Raw genomic sequence first — 18,596 nt, forward strand, 5'->3', positions numbered from 1 at the left:
AGCAACGGCTTCCTATGCCGCGCTTCTAATTCCAATGTCCCCAAGCGCATCGCCCCCTTTTCTCAAAAAATGCCCTTTCTCTCCTGCTTACCCCATCAGGCAAGCTTTACTCAGCCCTGCCAAAAAACAAAAAGCCGCAAAGTCCGAAGACCCTGCAGCTTTCCATCAGGCGGCTTGTTTCTTCTCTTTGCGCGCGATGACGATGCGATGGAATAGAAGATACAGCGCCGGAATCATGACCAATGTGAACAACCCGGAGAACGTAAGCCCCGCAATGATTGTCACGGCCAGTGGTTCGAACAAAGGATCGCCGGAAAATGCGACCGGCAACAAGGCCACAATCGAAGTCAGGGACGTCAGCACGATCGGCTTGATGCGCGCATATCCTGATTCGATGATCGCTTCTTCGATGTTGAAATCTCCTGTCAGGCGGCGCGCTTCGACAAAGTCGATGAGCACGACCGCGTTCCGGACGACAATCCCCGTCAAGGAGACGATCCCCATGACGCCAAGGAAGCTAAGCGGCGTCTGTGTCAGGAACAAGCCGAGAATTGCGCCCGAGATGCCGAGATACACGGCTATCAACACGAGGAACGGCAAGCCGAACGACTTGAACTGGAACGCGATAACCAGGTAAACCAGCAACAGCACGACCAGGAACAAGATGCCGATTTCAGCGAAAAATGCTTCCTGATCGGAGTTTTCGCCGCCAGTCGACAGTTCGTAGCCGGCCGGCAAGTCCGCGCGTGCATTATCGACAACATCGAGCATCTGCGCTTCGAAATCATCCGCTTCGCCGAACGCACGGAGCGTGATGGCACGGTCCCCTGATTTATGCGGCACTTGTGCAAGCGCCGTTGTTTCCTGTGCCGTCAACAATTCATCCAATCCGATCAATTCTGGCGGCCCTGGCTGAGCGGCAGCAGGCGGTCCCGCTTCGCCGCCGGCTTCATCGCCGCTCGCAGCAGAATTGGATGCCGGCAAACTGAAGTCAGCGAGGTCGATCGGTTCGCCTTCTGTGATGCCTGCTTGCTTCAAGACGACTTCGTAAGGTGTTTGCCCTTCATACAGTGTATAAAGCGGAACGCCTTGTGTCAGAAGCTGCAATTGATTGGTGACCGTCGACAAGGCAATGCCATTGTCTTCAAGCGCACCCTGCTCCGGCACATATTCAATCGCCGGCACGGCAGCCCCGAGGTTATCGGTCACGACGGTCGCACCGTTTGCGAGCATTTCTTCTTCCAGCGTGTCACGCAGTGCTGCAAGTTCATTGATATCTGTACCCGTTGCCGTCACCGTCACCGGTGCGCCGACTGGCGGCCCTTGAACAATCGTATCGAGGAAGATTTCTGCATCCGGGTAGCGTTCGCGAAGCTCCGGCTCCCATTTATCGATGAACGCGGAAGCGGAAGTCGCTTCACGGTCGATGCGGAACGCCACTTGGCCCGTATTGGCGCCTGTGTTGTCCATGGATGAAGCAAACAAGTTCGGCAAGCCTTCACCGGTGAAGACAGCTGTTTCATTCACATCGCCGTCTTCCTGCGCCACTTCCTGCGTCACTTCACGGATGAACGCATCGGTTTCTTCGATGGTTGTGCCTTCGGCGAGACGCACGTTCATCGTCACTTCCTCACGGTCCGCTTCCGGGAAGAATTCAAACGGCGTGAACAAGGCGAGCGAAAGCAAAGCTGTCGCAATGACCAATCCGCCGATTCCCGTCAGCCAAGGGCGTTTCAAAACGCCTTTCAACACTTTTCCGGAATACACTTGCGCAAGCTTTTCAAGCGGCTTGCCAAGGAAGCCCGGCGTGTCGGAAATTTTGCGTTTTTTGCGTTTCGTGCGCAAATACTGCATCATCGGCACGAGTGTAATCGACAGCACCGTCGAAGCCAAGATGGTTGTAATCAAAATACTCGGCAGCGCTTTGATGAATGCACCGTTTCCGCCTGATAACAATAACAGCGGTGAAAACGTAACGACAATCGCCAAACTGGACGACACAATCGACGGGTAGACTTCCCGAACACCGTTGATGGCGCCTGCCATTGCATTGTCGCCAAGCTTATAGCGGCGCTGGATATTGTCGTTGACGACGATGCTGTCATCGACCAATATCCCGATGGCGATAATCAAGCCAATGACGGAAATCTGGTTTAAATCGACGCCGAGCGACGGGATTGGGATGAGCCCAATCAAGACGGAGGCGAGCACTGTCAGCGCTACCGCAAACGCTCCGTAAAGCGTCAATCCTGCAGTGGTAACGACCAAGACTGCAAGCACCGCGATCAACAGTGAAATATAAAGCGAGCTGAAAATTTTGTTGACGTTTTCAGCCTGTGACACATAGCGTTCAGCTGAGATGCCCGCAGGCAAGTCTTCATTGAAGCCTTCGATCACTTCGCTGACGCGGTCATCGACAGATGGCACATCCTGCCCTGTCTGTAAAAAGACGGTATAGGAAATCGCCTGCTCGCCTTCGAACGTGACGATGTCTTCCGCCGGAACTTCGGCCAATTCGACCGTCGCTACATCAGCAAGCGGAACCGCTGCTTGGCCGACTTGCAGTTCACGCAGTTTTTCGATGCCCTGGCTTTGCTGCACCGTCAAGACGAATTGCTGCTCGCCGTCGCTATGGGTGCCAAGGGATAGCGGCTGATTCGCCTGCCGCAGACTTTCAAGCACTTCGAACGGCTGCAATTGGTTTTCTGCGAGCGCATCCCCATCTAGTTCGATGACAACCTGCTCGCCGTTCAATCCTTTAATTTGCGTACCGGCAACACCGGATACCGCTTCGACTTCATCCGACAAGTCCGCAAGCGGCCCTTCGAGTTCAGCAAGTTCCGCTTCGTCTCCGTAGAACATATAGGAAACCAACGGGAAAGTCAGATCCAGCTTTTCAACACTGGTGTCCTGGGCTTGGTCCGGGAAACTGCCGGCTGCGCGCTGTGTCTGCTGCTGGATCGTATTGATCAAGCCCTCTGGTTCAACGCCGTCTTCGATTTCCAGTGTAATGATGGAAGCTGAATTCGCTGAAATGGAATTCATCGACGCGATGCCATCAATGCTCTGCAGCTGTCTTTCAATCGGGTTCGTGATGCTCGTTTCCACTTCTTCCGGCTCTGCGCCAGGCAAGATCGTGGAGACCAGTACGAGCCCTGGAGGCGTTTCAGGAATTTCACGCTGCGGCAGCGTCAGGAAAGTGTAAACCCCGACCAGCATGAGGATCAAAATCAAAAAGATGAATAATTTACTGCGTTCGAGTATGTACTGCATAAGGATTATCTCCCTCCGATTATTGTATAACTATTGTATAACCAGTAATCGGAAAGCGCCAATTTAAACGCTCGAAAACCGGCCGAAATTTTCCGGCCGGTTCTCGGTTACACTTTTTCAGGACGCCGCTGTTTCAGGAAATACGCTCCGATAAACATCAAGAGCGGCGGCAAGATGCTCAATTTGAACACCCAGCTGTCATCCCCCATAAAGATGAGGCCCATCGGCAAAAGTGATGCAAGCCCTCCCCAAAACAACGCTTTCCACGATCTTTTCCAAACTCCGTACAATCCGAGCAGCAGTGCAGCAATCACCAGCGACCACAATAAGATCCCCATCAACAGGAAATCCATCTCCATGCGCCTCCGTTCGGTTTTATACTTTAGTTATACTCCTTTTTTTGATAAAAATCATTCATTTTCGATGCTTTTTGCATATTTTTATTGTGTGGAATTATTAATAAAAAGCTTCCGCGAGATTCCTCGCAGAAGCTTCACAAATATGATTTATAAGTTTTCGAAAAACAGCCGCAGAACGTCCGCGCCGCCGATGAATGTGCCGAGCGAACTGCCGAGATTGGTCAATACGATGACCAGCAAGACACGCGTCACTTTATTGTCCCAAAAGCCTTTAACCGTGAACACATCTTTCGACAAAGTGTCAAAATCGCCGACATTCGGGCGGCGGACAAAAGCTTGTGTCAGTCCTGAAAACCAGCCGGCCGCAACGAGCGGATTGAGCGAAGAAATCGGTGCAGCGACAAAAGCAGTGAGAATCGCCAGTGGATGGCCAAATGCGACCGCAGCCCCGATAGCGGCTAGCGTACCGTTCCAGAGAATCCAGCTGATCGCCTGGTCAAAGCCAGCTGCCGGATTTGCATAAAACGTATACGCAATGATCGACAAGATCAGCAGCGGAATGGCCCAACCGATAATCTTCGGCCATTTCGATTTCTTCGGCACTTCGTTGAGCACCTTCAAATCCTGCTCTTGGTGGATTTCCCGCGTGATGCCCGGGATGTGCGCGGCACCGAGTACTGCGACGACCTTGTTCCCGGGAGCTTCTTTGATTTTCTGCGCCAAATACTGGTCGCGTTCATCGATGAGCGGCTTTTTGATACGCGGGAACGCTTTCGTGAAATCGTCCATCACCGCGTTCAATGTATCTTGTTGCTTCATCTTCTCCAGTTCTTCTTCGGAAATCGATTCCTTGCTGAAAATGCTGAAGAACACGGACGAAATGAGCTGGACCTTGCCCATCAAGCCGATATTGCCCCAAATGCGCGAAAACGTCACTTGGATATTGCGGTCGGCAAGGACCAGTTCTGCTCCGGTCTCTTCTGCCGAACGGATGCCCTGGATCATTTCAGAGCCGGGCTTGATGCCGAACTGGTCAGCCAAACGGTTCTGGAACGAGGAAATGGCCAAGTTCATCAATAACAGGCTCGCCTTCTTGTCCTTGATAATTTTAAAAATATCGGTTTCTTTCCATTTCTTATCCTGCATGACCGAATCATAGCGCTGTGCATCAAGTTCGATACACACCGAATCCGGCCGTTCGCGTTCAACGACTTCCTTTACTTGCTCTGCGCTCAGTTTGGACACATGCGCGGTGCCGATCAAAATCAATTGTTTGCCGTCCACTTCGAGACGGGTGATATTGTCTTCGGTCATTATTTCTTGTGTCATGAATGTACTTCCTTCATAGAATAGGATTTCTTCTTCATTTACGGTTGCCGATGAAAAAGACTGTCTATTCTTTATAATGAATCACCAAGCGCAAAATATCAATCTTTTCGAAAGCTTATAATTCCGGCGCGTTAAACGTATTGCCATCATTCAAATCACCGGCGCGGAAGCCTTTGTAGAACCATTCCTTGCGCTGTTCGGATGTGCCGTGGGTGAAGCTTTCCGGAACGGCGTAGCCGCGCGTCCGTTTCTGGATCGTATCGTCGCCGACCGCACTGGCGGCATTCAAAGCTTCTTCCAAATCCCCTTCTTCCAGATAGCCCATACCTTGAGCATGATGCGCCCAGACGCCCGATAAATAATCCGCCTGCAATTCCAGTCGTACTTGCAATTGATTGTATTCCGTCTCGCTCAGCTGATTGCGCGCCTGCTGGACATCCCCGAGTACTCCAAGCAAGTTCTGAACATGATGCCCCACTTCATGCGCGACGACATACGCCATCGCAAAATCCCCAGGTGCGTTGAACTGGCGCTCGAGTTCATCGTAAAAGCTCAAATCGATATACAGCTTGGAATCCGCCGGGCAGTAAAACGGCCCCGTCGCAGCACCGGCCATGCCGCATGCTGACTGGACGCTTCCGGAAAACAGCACCAAAGTCGGCTCGACATATTCCATGCCTTCTTCAGCGAAAACTTCCGCCCACACCTCTTCCGTATCCGCAAGGACGACCGAGACGAAATCGGCCAGTTCTTCTTCACGCTCACTTGCCACATACGGTTCCGAACTAGAAGTTCCTCCGCCATCGCCGAGTATCGCTCCCGGGTCTCCCCCGAGAAACGTGATCAACAGGACGATCAGCAAGCCGCCGATCCCGCCGCCGGCAAGAACCGGCCCACCGACACTGCGCCCTCTCCTGTCTTCTACATTCCTGCTGCCCGCTCGCCCTTTCCATTTCATAACCGAAACCCTCTTTCCGCATCCATTTTAATAAAGCTATACCCGTTTCATTAGAAACTTTAATCCCATCTTGGCAAGCGGTAGACCAAAAATCGTTCGCGTGGATCGTCCGCCTCCACTGGCAGCGCAATATCGCTGATCAATTCAAAAGCGGTGCGCCGTTCGAGAAAATCGGTGTACTCGATTGCCGGATAGAACAAAATCACCTCGATTTCCCGCGGATGATCGGCGACGGATGCCAAAATGCTATCTATTACTGTCATGAACACCGGATCCGAAAACGGATTGAAAAAATAAAACCAGCGGTCATCCGGCTGGATTTCATAATCCTGCGCGTAGCCGTTAATGAACTCGATGTCCGCCTTCCCCTTGAAGCGCTTTAAATTCCGCAGTGCGGCTTCGTGAAGCGAAGGGTCGACTTCCACTCCGGCTGACGGCGTCCCGAACACATGATGCGCAAAGAAATTCAAGCGCCCTTTGCCGCTCCCGAAATCGACCAGCCTGCCGCTGCCCTTCAGCGGATGCGCCTTGAACAATCTATCCAGCCACGCATAGGGCGTCACTTCGAAACGATGTTCATGCATCGATGCATTAAAGCCCATCTGCTCGCCACCGGAGTGGATATTCAATTGCCGGTCCATTTGTTGATCGTCCATTTGATTGCCTCCTTTGGTCTATTCAGAGCAGTTCAAGCCGCAGCTTTCTATTCCCACATTTTGCAAAATAAAAAACGCTTTTTCTCTTGCCATTCCCATTTCTTTCTGTTATATTACAGCTAATTCAATAATTTCTTGCTTCCTTAGCGGAGCGAGGATAGAGGCGCAAAAACCATTAGTACGCAATTCGAGGAGTATGAGCTCTTAGGACTATTGCCGAAAGGGGGATTTGCCGAAGCGGCAGGATGCTCATATTCCTGTGCGCTGGTTCTGCACTGAACAAGTGCCGGACTGTCATATAGGAAACTATATGGAGGGCTATCTGACGAACAGGAACGATTGGTAAACATTGTTTCTAACGGCAGCAACGGGCCCCCGTTGCTGCCTTTTTGTTTACTCCGGACCGGCCCCCACCTCTAACTTTTGAAAAAAACTTAGAAAAGGGTGTGTTCTCTATGAAATTCGGTCAAGTGATCACTGCGATGGCGACGCCATTCGACTCAGACGGTGAAATCGATTTTCAGGCAACAACAAATCTCGTGGAATATCTTATTAATAACGGTTCGGACGGCATCGTCGTCGCCGGGACAACCGGCGAATCGCCGACTTTGTCGACAGACGAAAAAGTGGCACTGTTCGTCCATGTTGTCACTGTCGCAGACGGACGCGCGAAAATCATCGCGGGCACCGGCTCGAACAATACGCGCGCTTCGGTCGCCTTGACCCAGCAAGCAGAGCAAGCGGGCGTCGACGGCATCATGCTTGTCACACCTTACTATAACAAACCGTCACAGGAAGGCATGTACCGCCATTTTGAAGCGATCGCAAACGCGACGACGCTTCCGGTCATGCTCTATAATATTCCGGGCCGCAGCGTCGTCAATCTATCAGTCGATACCATCGTCCGACTGTCACTTATCGACAATATCACCTGCGTGAAAGAAGCAAGCGGCGATTTGGATGCCGCTTCAGAAATCATCGAACGCACAAGCAGTGACTTCGCCGTCTATAGCGGCGACGACAGCCTGACTTTGCCAATGCTTTCTGTCGGCGGAACGGGCATTGTCTCAGTGGCTTCGCATATCATCGGCAATGACATGCAGGAGATGATCAAATTGTTCCGCACAGGCGATACAGCGGGCGCCGCCGCGCTTCACCGCAAATTGCTGCCGACGATGAAAGCGTTGTTCGCAGCACCGAGCCCAAGCCCGGTCAAAGCGGCGCTCAACTTATTGGGCGTCCCGGTTGGCGGCGTACGCTTGCCGATGCTCGCATTAACAGAAGAAGAAACTGCTACCTTGCAGCAATTCCTGCCGTCCGCTAAACAGGACGCTGTCACCAATTAAAAAAAGCTTCGCAGATCCGTTTCAGGGTCTGCGAAGCTTTTTTCAGTTATAGACGTTTTCCAAGGCGCGCTTCAAGCTACCGCCAATGTTCAATGTCCGCACATCCACGCCGAGTGTCGTCAAGGATTGCGCCGTCTCTGGACGGATCCCCGTCAAAATCGCTTTGACGCCGATCAGCCCGAGCGACTGGATGATTTTGATGACTTGTTCGGCCACCATCGTATCGACCCGGATGACCCCTGATAAATCGACAATCAATGTGTTGATCTTTAATTCACTTGCTGACAATAGCGTGCGCTCCAAAATATAATGCGCACGGTCGATTTCAATGCTGCCGACAAGCGGCAAAATCGCGACCGAATCGCTAATCGGGACTACCGGTGCCGACAACTCCAGAAATTCCTGGCGTGCTGTGGTTAGTTTGTTCTGGTAGGAAACCGTATAAGCATGCGTGTAGGCGTACGTCGCATGGTCCAACAATGCGTGCAATAATTCCGCCGCATCGTAAGTTATTTCCGGGGAAATACCCAAACGCCGGCCTTCACTTTTGATCACGGCTGCCAGATGCTTCCGGTATAAGCCGGTTTCTGCGAGCGCTGCATCCAGTGTCATGCCCTGGTCAAGAAAGAAATTTCCTGTCGCATTGCCCCACTCCGTAATCACCGCCATATTCTTTGCCTCATTGCAGCTGTCTTGCATAGCTTTCCCGAGCAATTCAATGAAACGGGCACGTTCTTCCAGCACCAGCTCCGAGAATTTACGGTTTTCTTCCACAACATCCTTCGGCAATGCCGTCAGCCGCTCTTCTTGGATCAGTTGGGCAATCATATATTTATCTTCTTCCACTCGTTTACCGAATAAAGCCATCTCTTTTTCCATTGGAACCTCCATCAATTATTGCTTGATTGATTGACTTGGTACAACAGATTCATTATACCCACAATCTGATACAAGAAATAGCATTTTGATTTTCCAGGACAAAAAATGCCCGCCGGATGGCAGGCATTTTCCGATATTATTTTGCGAACAATTTTTTCAACGTGTCAGATGAAACGGCTTTTTCTCCACCAAGGATATAGTGGAAAGTATCCGGTGTCGAATAATCTTGAATTTGTTGTTTAGACGCCGCTGTAGGGGTTGGGGCAGTCAATACAAGCGGATCTGGATAAAGTGAAGCGAGTGCGCTTCCTGATAATGCATCCGGGAAATTGGTACCCGTCGCGATATAGATTTCAGCTGTTTCATCGAACAACTCATTTTCATACATGAAATCATTGATTGCTTTGTTTGTGTCATAACGGCTGACACCTGCAAGGCGCATCGGTTCTTCCGCGAACAATGCTTCCACTGAAGGAGCAACTGCTTTTTCGCCGCCGATGATGAACGGTAATGCCGGTTGATTCGCTTTAATGTAGTCCGCAACTACCGCTGGAACAGTACCTGAAGCAGGAACTAACAGAATCGGTTCTTCAATATAACCTGCTACTGGGGAGATTGACAAAGAATCGGCAAAGGTTGCGCCAGTCGTAACGAATAAAGATTCGTCCATTCCTAGTTCTTCAGCAATTTTCACTGCAGTTTCGTAACGGCTTTTACCGCTGATGCGATCTACTTCAATGCCGAGCTTCGCGATTTCATTTTTGACTTCTTCAGAGACCGCTCCAGTACCGCCGATTAAAATAACGTTTTTCGCGCCCAAGCGCTTCAGCTCATCCGCAAATCCTGCAGGCAAAGAATCTTTTTTCGTCAAAAGAAGTGGAGCTAAATGAAAAGATGCAAGCGGTGTTGCAGCCAAAGCATCCGGGAAGTCAGCGCCCGTTGCAACGACAACCGTTTCCGCCTCTCCATCTCCCCACCCTGTCCATGAAACTTCTAGGCTTGTCTGGTAGCGGTCGCTGCCAAAAATGCGGTAGGAGTTGTCTTCAGTAAGTGTAGCCGCAGAAGCTGCCCCAGTCGGTAAAACTGCTCCAAGAGCCAAAGCTGCAGTCAATGCCGCAGTCGTCAATACTTTGCCGTAAATCATCGTTAATCGTTTCCCCATTCTGTAATGTATTCATTTCTTTTCCAATTATATGATATTTTACAAACATTACAATAGGGTTACGAAAATATTTTTTGGTGGGCATAAATGCCTTTTCCTATACGGATGAAGAAGTAGTAATTTCTTAACTTCCTATATTCTTCTTTCATTTTCGAGCTTCTTCTCCTTTACTTTCATTCGAAGCCGCCAAGCTCTGCCGAAGGTTTACGTCGCTTCGCTTTTCGGGTACATAAGCCATAACGCAGACACGGCAAAACATTGACCTTACAGGAGGATGCTATTATGCAAAAACACGGCCATAAATTGATCGGCACATTCGATGTGCAGGCAGAAGTAATCCATGAGATCGGTGAATTGAAAGCACAGGGATACAAAGAAGAAGATATGTACGTCATCGCTTTGAACGGACAACAGCTGCAAATGGTACAAGGGCAGACAGATGTCCATTTAAATACGGATGAGGGCGATTTCATGGACAAGTTCAAATCGTTCATTTCCGGCGAAGATCCGACAAAAGATGCGCTCAAGCAAATGGGCCTCTCCGATTCCGAAGCGGACGAGTATTACAAGCAAATCCAAAGCGGCAAGATCGTTCTTTATGTCGACAGCGAATACGGCATGAATTACCAGAACTTCGATGCCGCCGCAGCCGGCCTATCTGGAAACGGGCCTGCACAGGATGATCGCACAAAAACCGAATCGCCCGATTTGAACGACGAACAACAAATGAAACTTCATGAAGAACGCCTTGCAGTCGATAAGAAATGGGTCGAATCCGGAAGTGTCGATATCCATAAGAATACCGTTGAAGAACAACAGACACTGGATGTTCCGTATGAACGGGAAGAAGTCGAAATCGAACGCCGGCCAGTCAATCAGGAACTGTCGGAGTATGAAGCGAGCGGCCATTCCGCTGAGAAGTACGAAAAAGACGGCCACTGGCATATTCCAGTTATCGAAGAACGTCTGGAAGTGCGCAAAGTGAAATACGTCAGCGAAGAAATCATCGTCCATAAACGCAAAGTCCAGGAGACGAAGCATATCAGCGAAACGGTGCAGCGCGAGACGGTCGATATTGATGAGAACAATGTCCAGCGCTACGAAAAACCATAAACACAAAAAAAGACGATTCCGGATTTTCGGAATCGTCTTTTTCAATGGATTAATGCTTAGCCGGGTTCGGCTTTTCGCCTTTTCCTTTTTGCAGCACTTTCAAGCCTTGTGACATATCTGATGCCAACACGTAATTACGGTCGACGAACACGCCCCATACGTCGGCCTGTTCCGGCACATATTGGCCGATCTGCTCAGGATTGCTCGGGTCCGTGATGTCCACCATGTAGACGCCCCCTGCATAATGGCTCAAGTATAGTGTATTGCCGTGAACTTTCGGGTCATGCACAGTATTGGCAAATGTCGGGCCGTCTTCCACTTTTTCCGTCAAATCCGTTTTGAATTCGCTCAGCAGTTTCGGATTCGATTTGTCTTTGATATCGAAGATACGCGTATAGCCATAGGATTCTTCATAGCCTGCTCTTACCGGCGTCGACACTTCGCGCGTTTCGATCAGGACATTCCCGCCTTTCGCAAGAGCTGCGGAATGGGCCGCTCCTTGCTGTTCCGAAGAATAATCAGTACGGCCGACATACACCGGGTTCTCCGGATCCTGGATATCGAAAATCACAGTGCCGAGGTCCCACATCGAGACGTAAGCGTATTGTGCGTTATGGTCGGTGATGACACTATGGTTGAAGACTGCGCGTGTTTTGCCGTCCGGCGCGTTCCAGTTATAGCCGTTGAACGAGTCAGGCACTTCCGGAAGGCTGCGCGGGTCGAACTGCCACAGCGTTTCGGGATTCGCCGGATCGGAAACATCGACGATCTGGAAATCGTGTTCTTCGCCGTCGCTGTAGATATCAGCATACGGATTCGAGGCAAAGACCAGTGCGCGGTCGCCCTGCATCGTCAAATACAATTCATGCGTTCCGCGTGTATCCGCATAGGTCTCCCAATAGCCCAGCTTTTTCGGTGCGTGTGGATCGGTTACGTCATATAGCAGGAAACCTCCCGCCGTATCCGCATGGCGGTCTCTTTGCTGCACGCTGACCACTGCCAGATCGCCTTTGAAATCAGCCGTGTTCACGCTTTTGACGATGACTTTCTCCTGCCAAGTTCCAGCTACATCATCATGGCCGAAAACCGACACTTCTTTCGGATTGGACGGATCTTTCAAGTCAAAGACGCGGACCCCGCCGTTGCCGCCATTTGCCGTGTGTGTTCCGAGATATGCAAAGCCTTTATGCGCGTAGACGTCGGCCGTGTTATTCTGGACGCCTGCCAATTCCTTGATCTGCACAGCTGCTGACTCAGTCAAATTTGAGACATTTTTCGACCCCGACATGCTGGCGTCGCTTAAATTCAGCATTTCTTCATTGGAAAAAACGGCACGCTCCCCTTTCGACAAATCACTGCCATCCAGTGCATCATGCGCCATACTGGACGGCGCAAATGAGAAGACGAGAGCAGAAGCCAAAGCTACATTTAAAAACGGTTTATGAATTTTCAATAGAATCCCTCCAAGGTTTAGTTCGCTAGTCGAATAAAGTATAGAGGGCATTTGAGAGCGATACAATAGCATAAGGCAAAATTTTCTAAATATTACAAAAGATAAATATATGGTCTTACTCCCTCCTGTGTTTCCATGCCTAGTTTCTTCCAGCCTTTTTTTGCTTTTGACAGCTTCGTGAGCCAATTGTTTTAGTTTTCCTGAAAGCCTAAAAGGAATCTTCTATCAATCCCGACATGCAAAAAAGAGTAGACGCATAAAAGCGGCGACTCTCTTACCTGTTCAGTATTGAGGATTAACTGCCGGCTATAAAAAAAGCTTAAGCAGCTGCTGCCTAAGCTTTCGGATTGCCGTCTTCTGGTTCTTTCGTTGCCTGTTCAGTTTCGTGCAATGCTCCGCTATGAGATGCTTCAGGCGGTGTTTTTTCTAAATTCATCTTGATGAATCTTGCCGAACGCTTCTCCAGCATCTTCGGCGCAATCCGCGTCAATAAACGCACGCTCTTCATTTTCCGCCCGACTTCGACGACTTCTTTCGGTTCATCGATCAAGTCGATGATGATTTTGACCGCCTGCATCGGATCGTCCATCGGTTTCATGTCGACCACATGGCCCGAGTAATTTCCGGCGTGTTCGAACCACGGAGTATCGGTCGCCCATGGGAGCACGGAACAGACGTGGATGTCGTGATATCCTTCGAGTTTCATCTCTTCGTTGAGTGCCGAACTGAACCCGAGGACGGCGTGCTTGCTGGCGCTGTAGCCGGTGAAATAAGGAAATGCCACATCGCTTGCTACCGATCCGATATTGATCAAAGTGCCGCTGCCGATTTCCTTGAAATGCCGAAGCGCAAAATGACTGCCGTTGACGGTTCCTTTGACATTCACTTCCACCATGCGCGCAAGGTCTTCAAGCGGGATATCGGTGAACGGGCCGATTACGCCAACGCCCGCATTATTGATCCACACATCAATTTTTCCGAAGCTGGTCAAGGCTTCCTCGAATAGCCACGCGACGTCCGCTTCACGGCTGACATCCATCGTCACGGCAATGGCGTTCGGCCCGAGTTCACTCGCCAGTGCTTCAATTAAACCGGTGCTTCTCGCCGCCAGCACCAGATTCGCGCCGTCTTTCGCCAATTGCCGTGCCACTTCTTTGCCGAGCCCGCTGGAGGCGCCGGTGATGACGATCGTTTTGCCGCGCCGTGATTTTTCCTGTGCCATGCCGCCTCCCCCTTTCTTCACTGTTCTTCTTGTTGTTCAAAGCGTTCCCGCAAATCTCCTGACACCGCACTTCCTTCTTCGACCGGCTCGTGCAAGCTGCCGGAAGTCAATTCCGCTGCTGGTGCTGATTCGATCATCTCCTTGAGTTCCTGGCCGCTGAGCCCTTTTGCAAATGCTGGGATAAACTGTCCGAAAATGGCTGCCGCTTTTCCCTTGCCGCCGACTTCCAAAGTCTTTTTCGGTTCATCGATCAAACCAAGGATGGCATCGATCACTTTAGCCGGATCATCCGGCGGCCCAACGAGGATTTCATGTCCTGAATAATTGGCTGCATGCTCTGTCCACGGGGTATCGGTGACCCATGGGTCGACCGAACAGATGTGGACATCCGGGTAGTCTTCCAGCCGGAGCTCTTCATACAAGCCATTCGACAATCCGCTGACTCCGAATTTACTGCCGGTATAGGCCGCTCCGTAAGGCATCGGAATCTTGCTCGCAAATGAGGAAACATTGATCAAGATACCAGCCCGCTGCTCTTTGAAGCGGCGCAGTGCAAAATGGCTGCCATAAATGGTGCCAAGCAAATTCACTTCCACTGTCCGGTTCAAATCGCGTAGCGGCGTATCGATAAACGGCCCGTAGACCCCGATTCCTGCGTTATTGATCCACACATCAATACGCCCGAAATTATTCACCGCCGCCCTGTGCAAACTTTCCACATCCCTGGCCTTGCTGACATCAGCTGTCACCGGAATGACCAATGGCCCGAGCGAGTCCGCGAGCTCTTCAATCAGCCGCGTCCTGCGGGCAGCAATGACCAATTTTGCTTGTTGACTGGCCAAACGTTCCGCCAAACCACGGCCGATTCCGCTCGACGCTCCTGTAATGACCACGACTTTGCCTTGATTCGATTGCTTTACTCCCACAGCACTCGCCTCCTCTTTAAAAAAGTACAGAATTTTGTATTTATTTACCCCTTTTAAACATGCAGAAAACGCTTTGCGGCAGCAGTTGAGAAGAACAGTTCTAAAGGTTTACTTATTCCCCACCCTCCCCATCCATACACCTACGTTAGGGGAGGGTTCTTAGGATTTTCCCCATAGAAAAAGAGCGGCACCCGTATAAGTGCCGCTCTTGATAAATATCCTATATGGTCCTCGAAATGATTTTAAGCTTCTGGATCGATCGCTGCGCTCAGGACGACTTCGCCCTGTGGCGTCTCGTTTCCGCGATTCGGTTCCAAAGTAACTGCGATGGTATCCCATCCTTCAGTATTTTCATCGAGACTGAAGAATACCGCACCTTCGTTTTCCTGGCTCGGCGTGAATGCACCGGTCGGAATCGGCTGGCCGTCTTTCAATAGCCATACTTGATAGACTTGGTCTCCGCTCGTCGGTTCCAATTGATTTGCCTGAACTAAGAGATTCAATGCCCCTTCTTCATGGACCAAGGCAGCTGTTCCTGTTCCCTCAAATGCTTCGCTTGCCTGCAAATCCACTGTTTCGAAAGCGACTTCAGGTGCTGCTGGAGCGTCGGGCTGATCGCTTAGTTCGTAAAACGCGTAGGCGTTTCCGAGCAGCGAGACGAGCAGCGCCGCCGCGACGAGAGGTGTCCACTTTGATGTTCTGAAACCGCGCTTTGCCATAGGAGCAGGCGGGGCCGGTCTATCACGCTTTTTCGGCTCTTCTGCCAAAGGCGTTTGCTGCGCTTCCTCGTCGAAGACCGCATCCAAAATACGCGCCTTCATGCCGGCATTCGGTACTACCGGATCCGCAAGATAAGGGAGTTCTCCTGTCGCATCAACGATGTCACGACATTCCGGACACTCCGCTAAATGTGCTTCAAACTGTTTTTGCTCTTCTTCATTCAAAGTGCCATTCAAATAATCGATCAATTGATCACAATTCACGTTTGTCATCCAGAACTCCCCCTTCCTGCACCATTTGCAAGGATGTCTTCAATTTCTTTAATGCCAAGCGGATCCTGCTCTTGACGGTTCCGAGCGGAATGCCGCATTTTTCTGCGATGGTTTCATGCGTGTAGCCCTTGAAATAAAATAGATGTACCATTTTTTGCTGTTCCTCCGATAAATGCCGGACGGCTTGATGAATCTGTTCGCTCTTCTCTTGCCATTCGGCCGTTTCTTCAACCGAAGAGTCGGTGCTTTCCACTTCCGCGATTTCATCCAATGGAACGGAAGGTTTTTTCTGTTTGCGGATCAAATCCACTGCCGCATTGCGCGACATCGTCACCAGCCAGGCCACGAACTTTCCTTTGCTTTCGTCATAGCTGCCAACCCCGCGCCACACTTTGACGAACACTTCCTGTAGCGCTTCCTCTGCCAAATCACGATCACCCGTCATTTTGCATAGATAGGAAAACAGCATTTTCTCGTAGCGGTCGTACAATTCCTCGAGCGCATCCTTATCTTTTCCCCTGACGCGCTCGTATAACAATGCGTCTGAAATTTTTTCCATGCCGTGTCCCCTTTGTTACAGATTTCGTATACTAAGCTTACTATACTCTGCAGCATTTAGGTTGCTTGACTCTAATTCGTTATTACTTACCCAACGCAGTACATACAGAAATAGTTCACTTTTACTGCATTATTCTTCTCTTCTTGCCTCTATTGTGTCTAAAAAAGGGCAACTTGACGATTCGTCAATTTTTCAAAAAAACCCTTTCCCTTATAGTGATCTAAATTGTTGGTTTTTCCGTTATTACTATATATGAACTATAATAATGAACTATATGCTTTAAGGATTCCAGAGGGACTTTTAAGCCCTATTTATCCGCTCGCATGCTATTAGTTACAAATAAAGCAATCAATTATCGGACCACGAAAGGTGGATGTGCAGATGAGACAATATTTAATCATGGGATTGGCCACAGCGCTTTGTATCACCTTATTTTTCATTTTAGATCCACTGAATGGAAATAATCCCGAAAAACCCGAAACTAAACAACAAGAGACGGTACAGACCGCAGCCAAACCGGCTGAACAGAAAACACCGAGCGAACGGCTCGATACGCAATACAAGGACAAAATCGCCGAATTCCCGGTGCGTCCGGCACAGCAAGAAAAGCTGTCTGAACTGCGCCAAGAGCGGCTGGATAATCTTGAAGGCATGAAGCCCGCTCGCATTTCCATTCCTTCCATAGGAGTCGATGCGGCGATTGAAGAAACCGGCGTCTTGGATAACGGCGAGATGGGCGTACCCGAAGATGTCGATCAAGTCGGCTGGTTTGAACCAGGCTTCAAGGCTGGTGCAGAAGGAAACGCTGTACTCGCAGGCCATGTCGACAGCCTTACCGGTCCTGCAGTGTTTTATGAATTGGATCAGCTGGAAAAAGGCGATCAATTCACGCTAACGGATGCAGACGGGCGCGAAATGGTGTTCGAAGTTCGCGGCACCTCGAGTTACATCACGGACGAAGCGCCAGTCGAAGAAATCTTCGGCCGTTCGGACCAGCGCATGGTCAACCTGATCACCTGTACCGGTGACTTTAACCGCGACATCGGCTCACACGAAGAACGCCTCGTCGTCTCAGCCGAACTCATTTCCGATTCCGCGATGAAAGAACAGGCACCCGATGCTCCGGACAATTTGAAACTGACCACTTCTGGCTTGTCATGGCATGCCGTACGCGACGATGCAGTCATCGGCTACCGCGTCTACGAAGAAGATCTCGAGAGCGGCGAATCCGAACAGCTGGCGACAGTCTCGCTATTCGAACGCAAAAGCATTCCGCTCGAAGCTGACGAATCGAAGCGCTATTACGTCGTAGCCGTCAACGTCGATTTGAAAGAATCCAAGAAAGCCTATATCCCTGAAGAATAACGAATCCCCTTGTCCGGTCATGCCGGGCAGGGGATTTTTTTATGTAAGACAGGACTTGTGAAATAAAAAAGAAGCTATTGGAAAGCTTCCGCTTTTCGACTGCGTTGTAGCGACACGCTTGGGACTGGTAGGATGCGAGTTAAGCAGCTGAAGAGGTAAAAACATTTGTATGAAAAAGAAGAGGTGGGAAAAGCTCTCGCTTTTCGACTGCGTTACAAGGGGCTGCTTGCCGTGGGGCGGGCGTTGAGCCAACGTGCCAAAGAGCGTGGCACGTTTATCTCGCCAGCCCGCGCGGTCCCACAGGCGTCAGCCCCCTTCCACTCCGTCTCTAGTTTTAGAAGTAAAAGAATTTTTCATGTACACTCAATTAAAAATGTGGAAATGCGTCATGCTTTGCACCTCATATCTTTTGTAGCAAAGAGAATGTAATTTTTTGGCCTAATCTTCAAACAAGATATTCGGTTCAAGCACCAATTCGTCAGATGCCACATCTCAAGAAGCGATTCCCCACTAGCCGGCAACTGCATATTGAAGCAGATCTGTTTGAACAAACTGCACACAACGAAATCTCAAGCCACCTAGCGCCTAGGGTGAGCCGACGCCGTAAGACAGGTGCTTTTCCTGGCTTGCGGCTAAAGGCCAACCCAAAGCACGGCGGCGACTATGAACGTGAAGCCAGAATCGAATGCCAAAGCAGTTTGTCAGGCAAACTCTCACTATCTGCTTCAAGCTTGTCTCAGGAAGCGATTCCCCCACTAGCCGGCAACTGTATATAGAAGCAGATCTGTTTGAACAAACTGCACACAACGAAATCTCTAAGCCGCCATGCGCCCAGGGTGAGCCGACGCAGTAAGACAAGTGTTCTTCTTGGCTTACTGCTAAAGGCCAACCCAAAGCACGGCGGCGACTACTGAAATGAAACAGAATTCACACGCTGGAACATTTCCACAAGCAGCCCCTCGCTATCCTCTTCAAATGCTTTCCCCGGAAGTGATTCCCAAATA

16 protein-coding genes and 1 riboswitch are annotated in these 18,596 nt (G+C 50.3%); of the genes, 4 read left to right on the forward strand and 12 right to left on the reverse strand.

All coding sequences use genetic code 11. From position 1 onward, the window contains the following. Nucleotides 1–165 precede the first annotated feature (165 nt). The 5 genes from DFR62_RS06380 to DFR62_RS06400 all read right to left on the reverse strand — a co-directional run bounded on the left by DFR62_RS06380 (nt 166) and on the right by DFR62_RS06400 (nt 6,575). Complete coding sequence (locus tag DFR62_RS06380) at nt 166–3,273, reverse strand: efflux RND transporter permease subunit (RefSeq protein ID WP_121298842.1); 3,108 nt, start codon at nt 3,271–3,273, stop codon at nt 166–168. 107 nt (nt 3,274–3,380) lie between these two features. Next, on the reverse strand, nt 3,381–3,626 hold the full coding sequence (locus DFR62_RS06385; RefSeq protein WP_101191739.1) for a hypothetical protein: 246 nt from the start codon (nt 3,624–3,626) through the stop codon (nt 3,381–3,383). 153 nt (nt 3,627–3,779) lie between these two features. Further along, nucleotides 3,780–4,946, reverse strand: a complete 1,167-nt coding sequence (locus DFR62_RS06390; RefSeq protein WP_121299550.1) for a TraB/GumN family protein — start codon at nt 4,944–4,946, stop codon at nt 3,780–3,782. A gap of 130 nt (nt 4,947–5,076) precedes the next feature. Beyond that, entirely contained in the window at nt 5,077–5,919 is an 843-nt protein-coding gene (gene ypfJ, locus DFR62_RS06395; protein ID WP_121298843.1) for a KPN_02809 family neutral zinc metallopeptidase, read from the reverse strand. Nucleotides 5,920–5,978: 59 nt separating this feature from the next. Further along, nucleotides 5,979–6,575, reverse strand: a complete 597-nt coding sequence (locus DFR62_RS06400; RefSeq protein WP_121298845.1) for an SAM-dependent methyltransferase — start codon at nt 6,573–6,575, stop codon at nt 5,979–5,981. 150 nt (nt 6,576–6,725) lie between these two features. Continuing rightward, a riboswitch (Lysine riboswitch) is annotated at nt 6,726–6,904 on the forward strand. 126 nt (nt 6,905–7,030) lie between these two features. On the opposite strand from DFR62_RS06400, the gene dapA reads away from it, so the two are divergent. Continuing rightward, nucleotides 7,031–7,921, forward strand: a complete 891-nt coding sequence (gene dapA, locus DFR62_RS06405) for a 4-hydroxy-tetrahydrodipicolinate synthase (RefSeq protein ID WP_121298847.1) — start codon at nt 7,031–7,033, stop codon at nt 7,919–7,921. A gap of 42 nt (nt 7,922–7,963) precedes the next feature. Here the strand turns inward: dapA and DFR62_RS06410 are convergent, their stop codons facing one another. Together DFR62_RS06410 and DFR62_RS06415 are read right to left on the reverse strand one after the other, a co-directional pair. Beyond that, entirely contained in the window at nt 7,964–8,800 is an 837-nt protein-coding gene (locus tag DFR62_RS06410) for an STAS domain-containing protein (protein WP_158290843.1), read from the reverse strand. A 136-nt stretch (nt 8,801–8,936) separates the two neighbouring features. Beyond that, a complete protein-coding gene (locus DFR62_RS06415) occupies nt 8,937–9,962 on the reverse strand; it encodes a cell wall-binding repeat-containing protein (RefSeq protein ID WP_121298851.1) in 1,026 nt (341 codons plus the stop codon). Between the two features lie 282 nt (nt 9,963–10,244). On the opposite strand from DFR62_RS06415, the gene DFR62_RS06420 reads away from it, so the two are divergent. After that, entirely contained in the window at nt 10,245–11,075 is an 831-nt protein-coding gene (locus DFR62_RS06420; RefSeq protein ID WP_121298853.1) for a DUF2382 domain-containing protein, read from the forward strand. 49 nt (nt 11,076–11,124) lie between these two features. Here DFR62_RS06420 and DFR62_RS06425 read toward each other — a convergent pair whose 3' ends face one another. From DFR62_RS06425 to DFR62_RS06445, 5 genes are all read right to left on the reverse strand, one after another. Then, nucleotides 11,125–12,528: an LVIVD repeat-containing protein gene (locus DFR62_RS06425; RefSeq protein ID WP_158290842.1), complete on the reverse strand. Its 1,404-nt coding sequence runs from the start codon at nt 12,526–12,528 to the stop codon at nt 11,125–11,127. A 334-nt stretch (nt 12,529–12,862) separates the two neighbouring features. Further along, nucleotides 12,863–13,750 (reverse strand): SDR family NAD(P)-dependent oxidoreductase, encoded by an 888-nt coding sequence (locus tag DFR62_RS06430; RefSeq protein ID WP_121298855.1) that lies wholly within the window; start codon nt 13,748–13,750, stop codon nt 12,863–12,865. A gap of 17 nt (nt 13,751–13,767) precedes the next feature. Then, the gene (locus DFR62_RS06435) at nt 13,768–14,676 is read right to left on the reverse strand and encodes an SDR family NAD(P)-dependent oxidoreductase (protein WP_121298856.1); all 909 of its coding nucleotides are present in this window, start codon (nt 14,674–14,676) and stop codon (nt 13,768–13,770) included. A 242-nt stretch (nt 14,677–14,918) separates the two neighbouring features. After that, nucleotides 14,919–15,668 carry an anti-sigma factor gene (locus tag DFR62_RS06440; RefSeq protein WP_058382662.1) on the reverse strand — a complete coding sequence of 250 codons (750 nt, stop codon included), beginning with the start codon at nt 15,666–15,668 and terminating at the stop codon, nt 14,919–14,921. Next, complete coding sequence (locus DFR62_RS06445) at nt 15,649–16,227, reverse strand: RNA polymerase sigma factor (RefSeq protein WP_121298858.1); 579 nt, start codon at nt 16,225–16,227, stop codon at nt 15,649–15,651. The genes DFR62_RS06440 and DFR62_RS06445 overlap by 20 nt, the downstream gene beginning before the upstream one ends. A gap of 381 nt (nt 16,228–16,608) precedes the next feature. On the opposite strand from DFR62_RS06445, the gene DFR62_RS06450 reads away from it, so the two are divergent. Both DFR62_RS06450 and DFR62_RS06455 read left to right on the forward strand, forming a co-directional pair. Further along, complete coding sequence (locus DFR62_RS06450) at nt 16,609–17,592, forward strand: class F sortase (RefSeq protein WP_121298860.1); 984 nt, start codon at nt 16,609–16,611, stop codon at nt 17,590–17,592. A gap of 165 nt (nt 17,593–17,757) precedes the next feature. After that, complete coding sequence (locus DFR62_RS06455) at nt 17,758–18,021, forward strand: hypothetical protein (protein ID WP_121298862.1); 264 nt, start codon at nt 17,758–17,760, stop codon at nt 18,019–18,021. The last annotated feature ends 575 nt before the right edge of the window (nt 18,022–18,596 follow it).

This window comes from Planococcus citreus, from assembly GCF_003664125.1.
Lineage (GTDB): Bacteria > Bacillota > Bacilli > Bacillales_A > Planococcaceae > Planococcus > Planococcus citreus.

What these genes read in the sequence shown, in the direction of transcription:
- DFR62_RS06380 (WP_121298842.1), bottom strand. Translation starts at nt 3,273, where the DNA reads ATGCAGTACATACTCGAACGCAGTAAATTATTCATCTTTTTGATTTTG.
- DFR62_RS06385 (WP_101191739.1), bottom strand. Translation starts at nt 3,626, where the DNA reads ATGGATTTCCTGTTGATGGGGATCTTATTGTGGTCGCTGGTGATTGCT.
- DFR62_RS06390 (WP_121299550.1), bottom strand. Translation starts at nt 4,946, where the DNA reads ATGACCGAAGACAATATCACCCGTCTCGAAGTGGACGGCAAACAATTG.
- ypfJ (WP_121298843.1), bottom strand. Translation starts at nt 5,919, where the DNA reads ATGAAATGGAAAGGGCGAGCGGGCAGCAGGAATGTAGAAGACAGGAGA.
- DFR62_RS06400 (WP_121298845.1), bottom strand. Translation starts at nt 6,575, where the DNA reads ATGGACGATCAACAAATGGACCGGCAATTGAATATCCACTCCGGTGGC.
- dapA (WP_121298847.1), top strand. Translation starts at nt 7,031, where the DNA reads ATGAAATTCGGTCAAGTGATCACTGCGATGGCGACGCCATTCGACTCA.
- DFR62_RS06410 (WP_158290843.1), bottom strand. Translation starts at nt 8,800, where the DNA reads ATGGAAAAAGAGATGGCTTTATTCGGTAAACGAGTGGAAGAAGATAAA.
- DFR62_RS06415 (WP_121298851.1), bottom strand. Translation starts at nt 9,962, where the DNA reads ATGGGGAAACGATTAACGATGATTTACGGCAAAGTATTGACGACTGCG.
- DFR62_RS06420 (WP_121298853.1), top strand. Translation starts at nt 10,245, where the DNA reads ATGCAAAAACACGGCCATAAATTGATCGGCACATTCGATGTGCAGGCA.
- DFR62_RS06430 (WP_121298855.1), bottom strand. Translation starts at nt 13,750, where the DNA reads ATGGCACAGGAAAAATCACGGCGCGGCAAAACGATCGTCATCACCGGC.
- DFR62_RS06440 (WP_058382662.1), bottom strand. Translation starts at nt 15,668, where the DNA reads ATGACAAACGTGAATTGTGATCAATTGATCGATTATTTGAATGGCACT.
- DFR62_RS06445 (WP_121298858.1), bottom strand. Translation starts at nt 16,227, where the DNA reads ATGGAAAAAATTTCAGACGCATTGTTATACGAGCGCGTCAGGGGAAAA.
- DFR62_RS06450 (WP_121298860.1), top strand. Translation starts at nt 16,609, where the DNA reads ATGAGACAATATTTAATCATGGGATTGGCCACAGCGCTTTGTATCACC.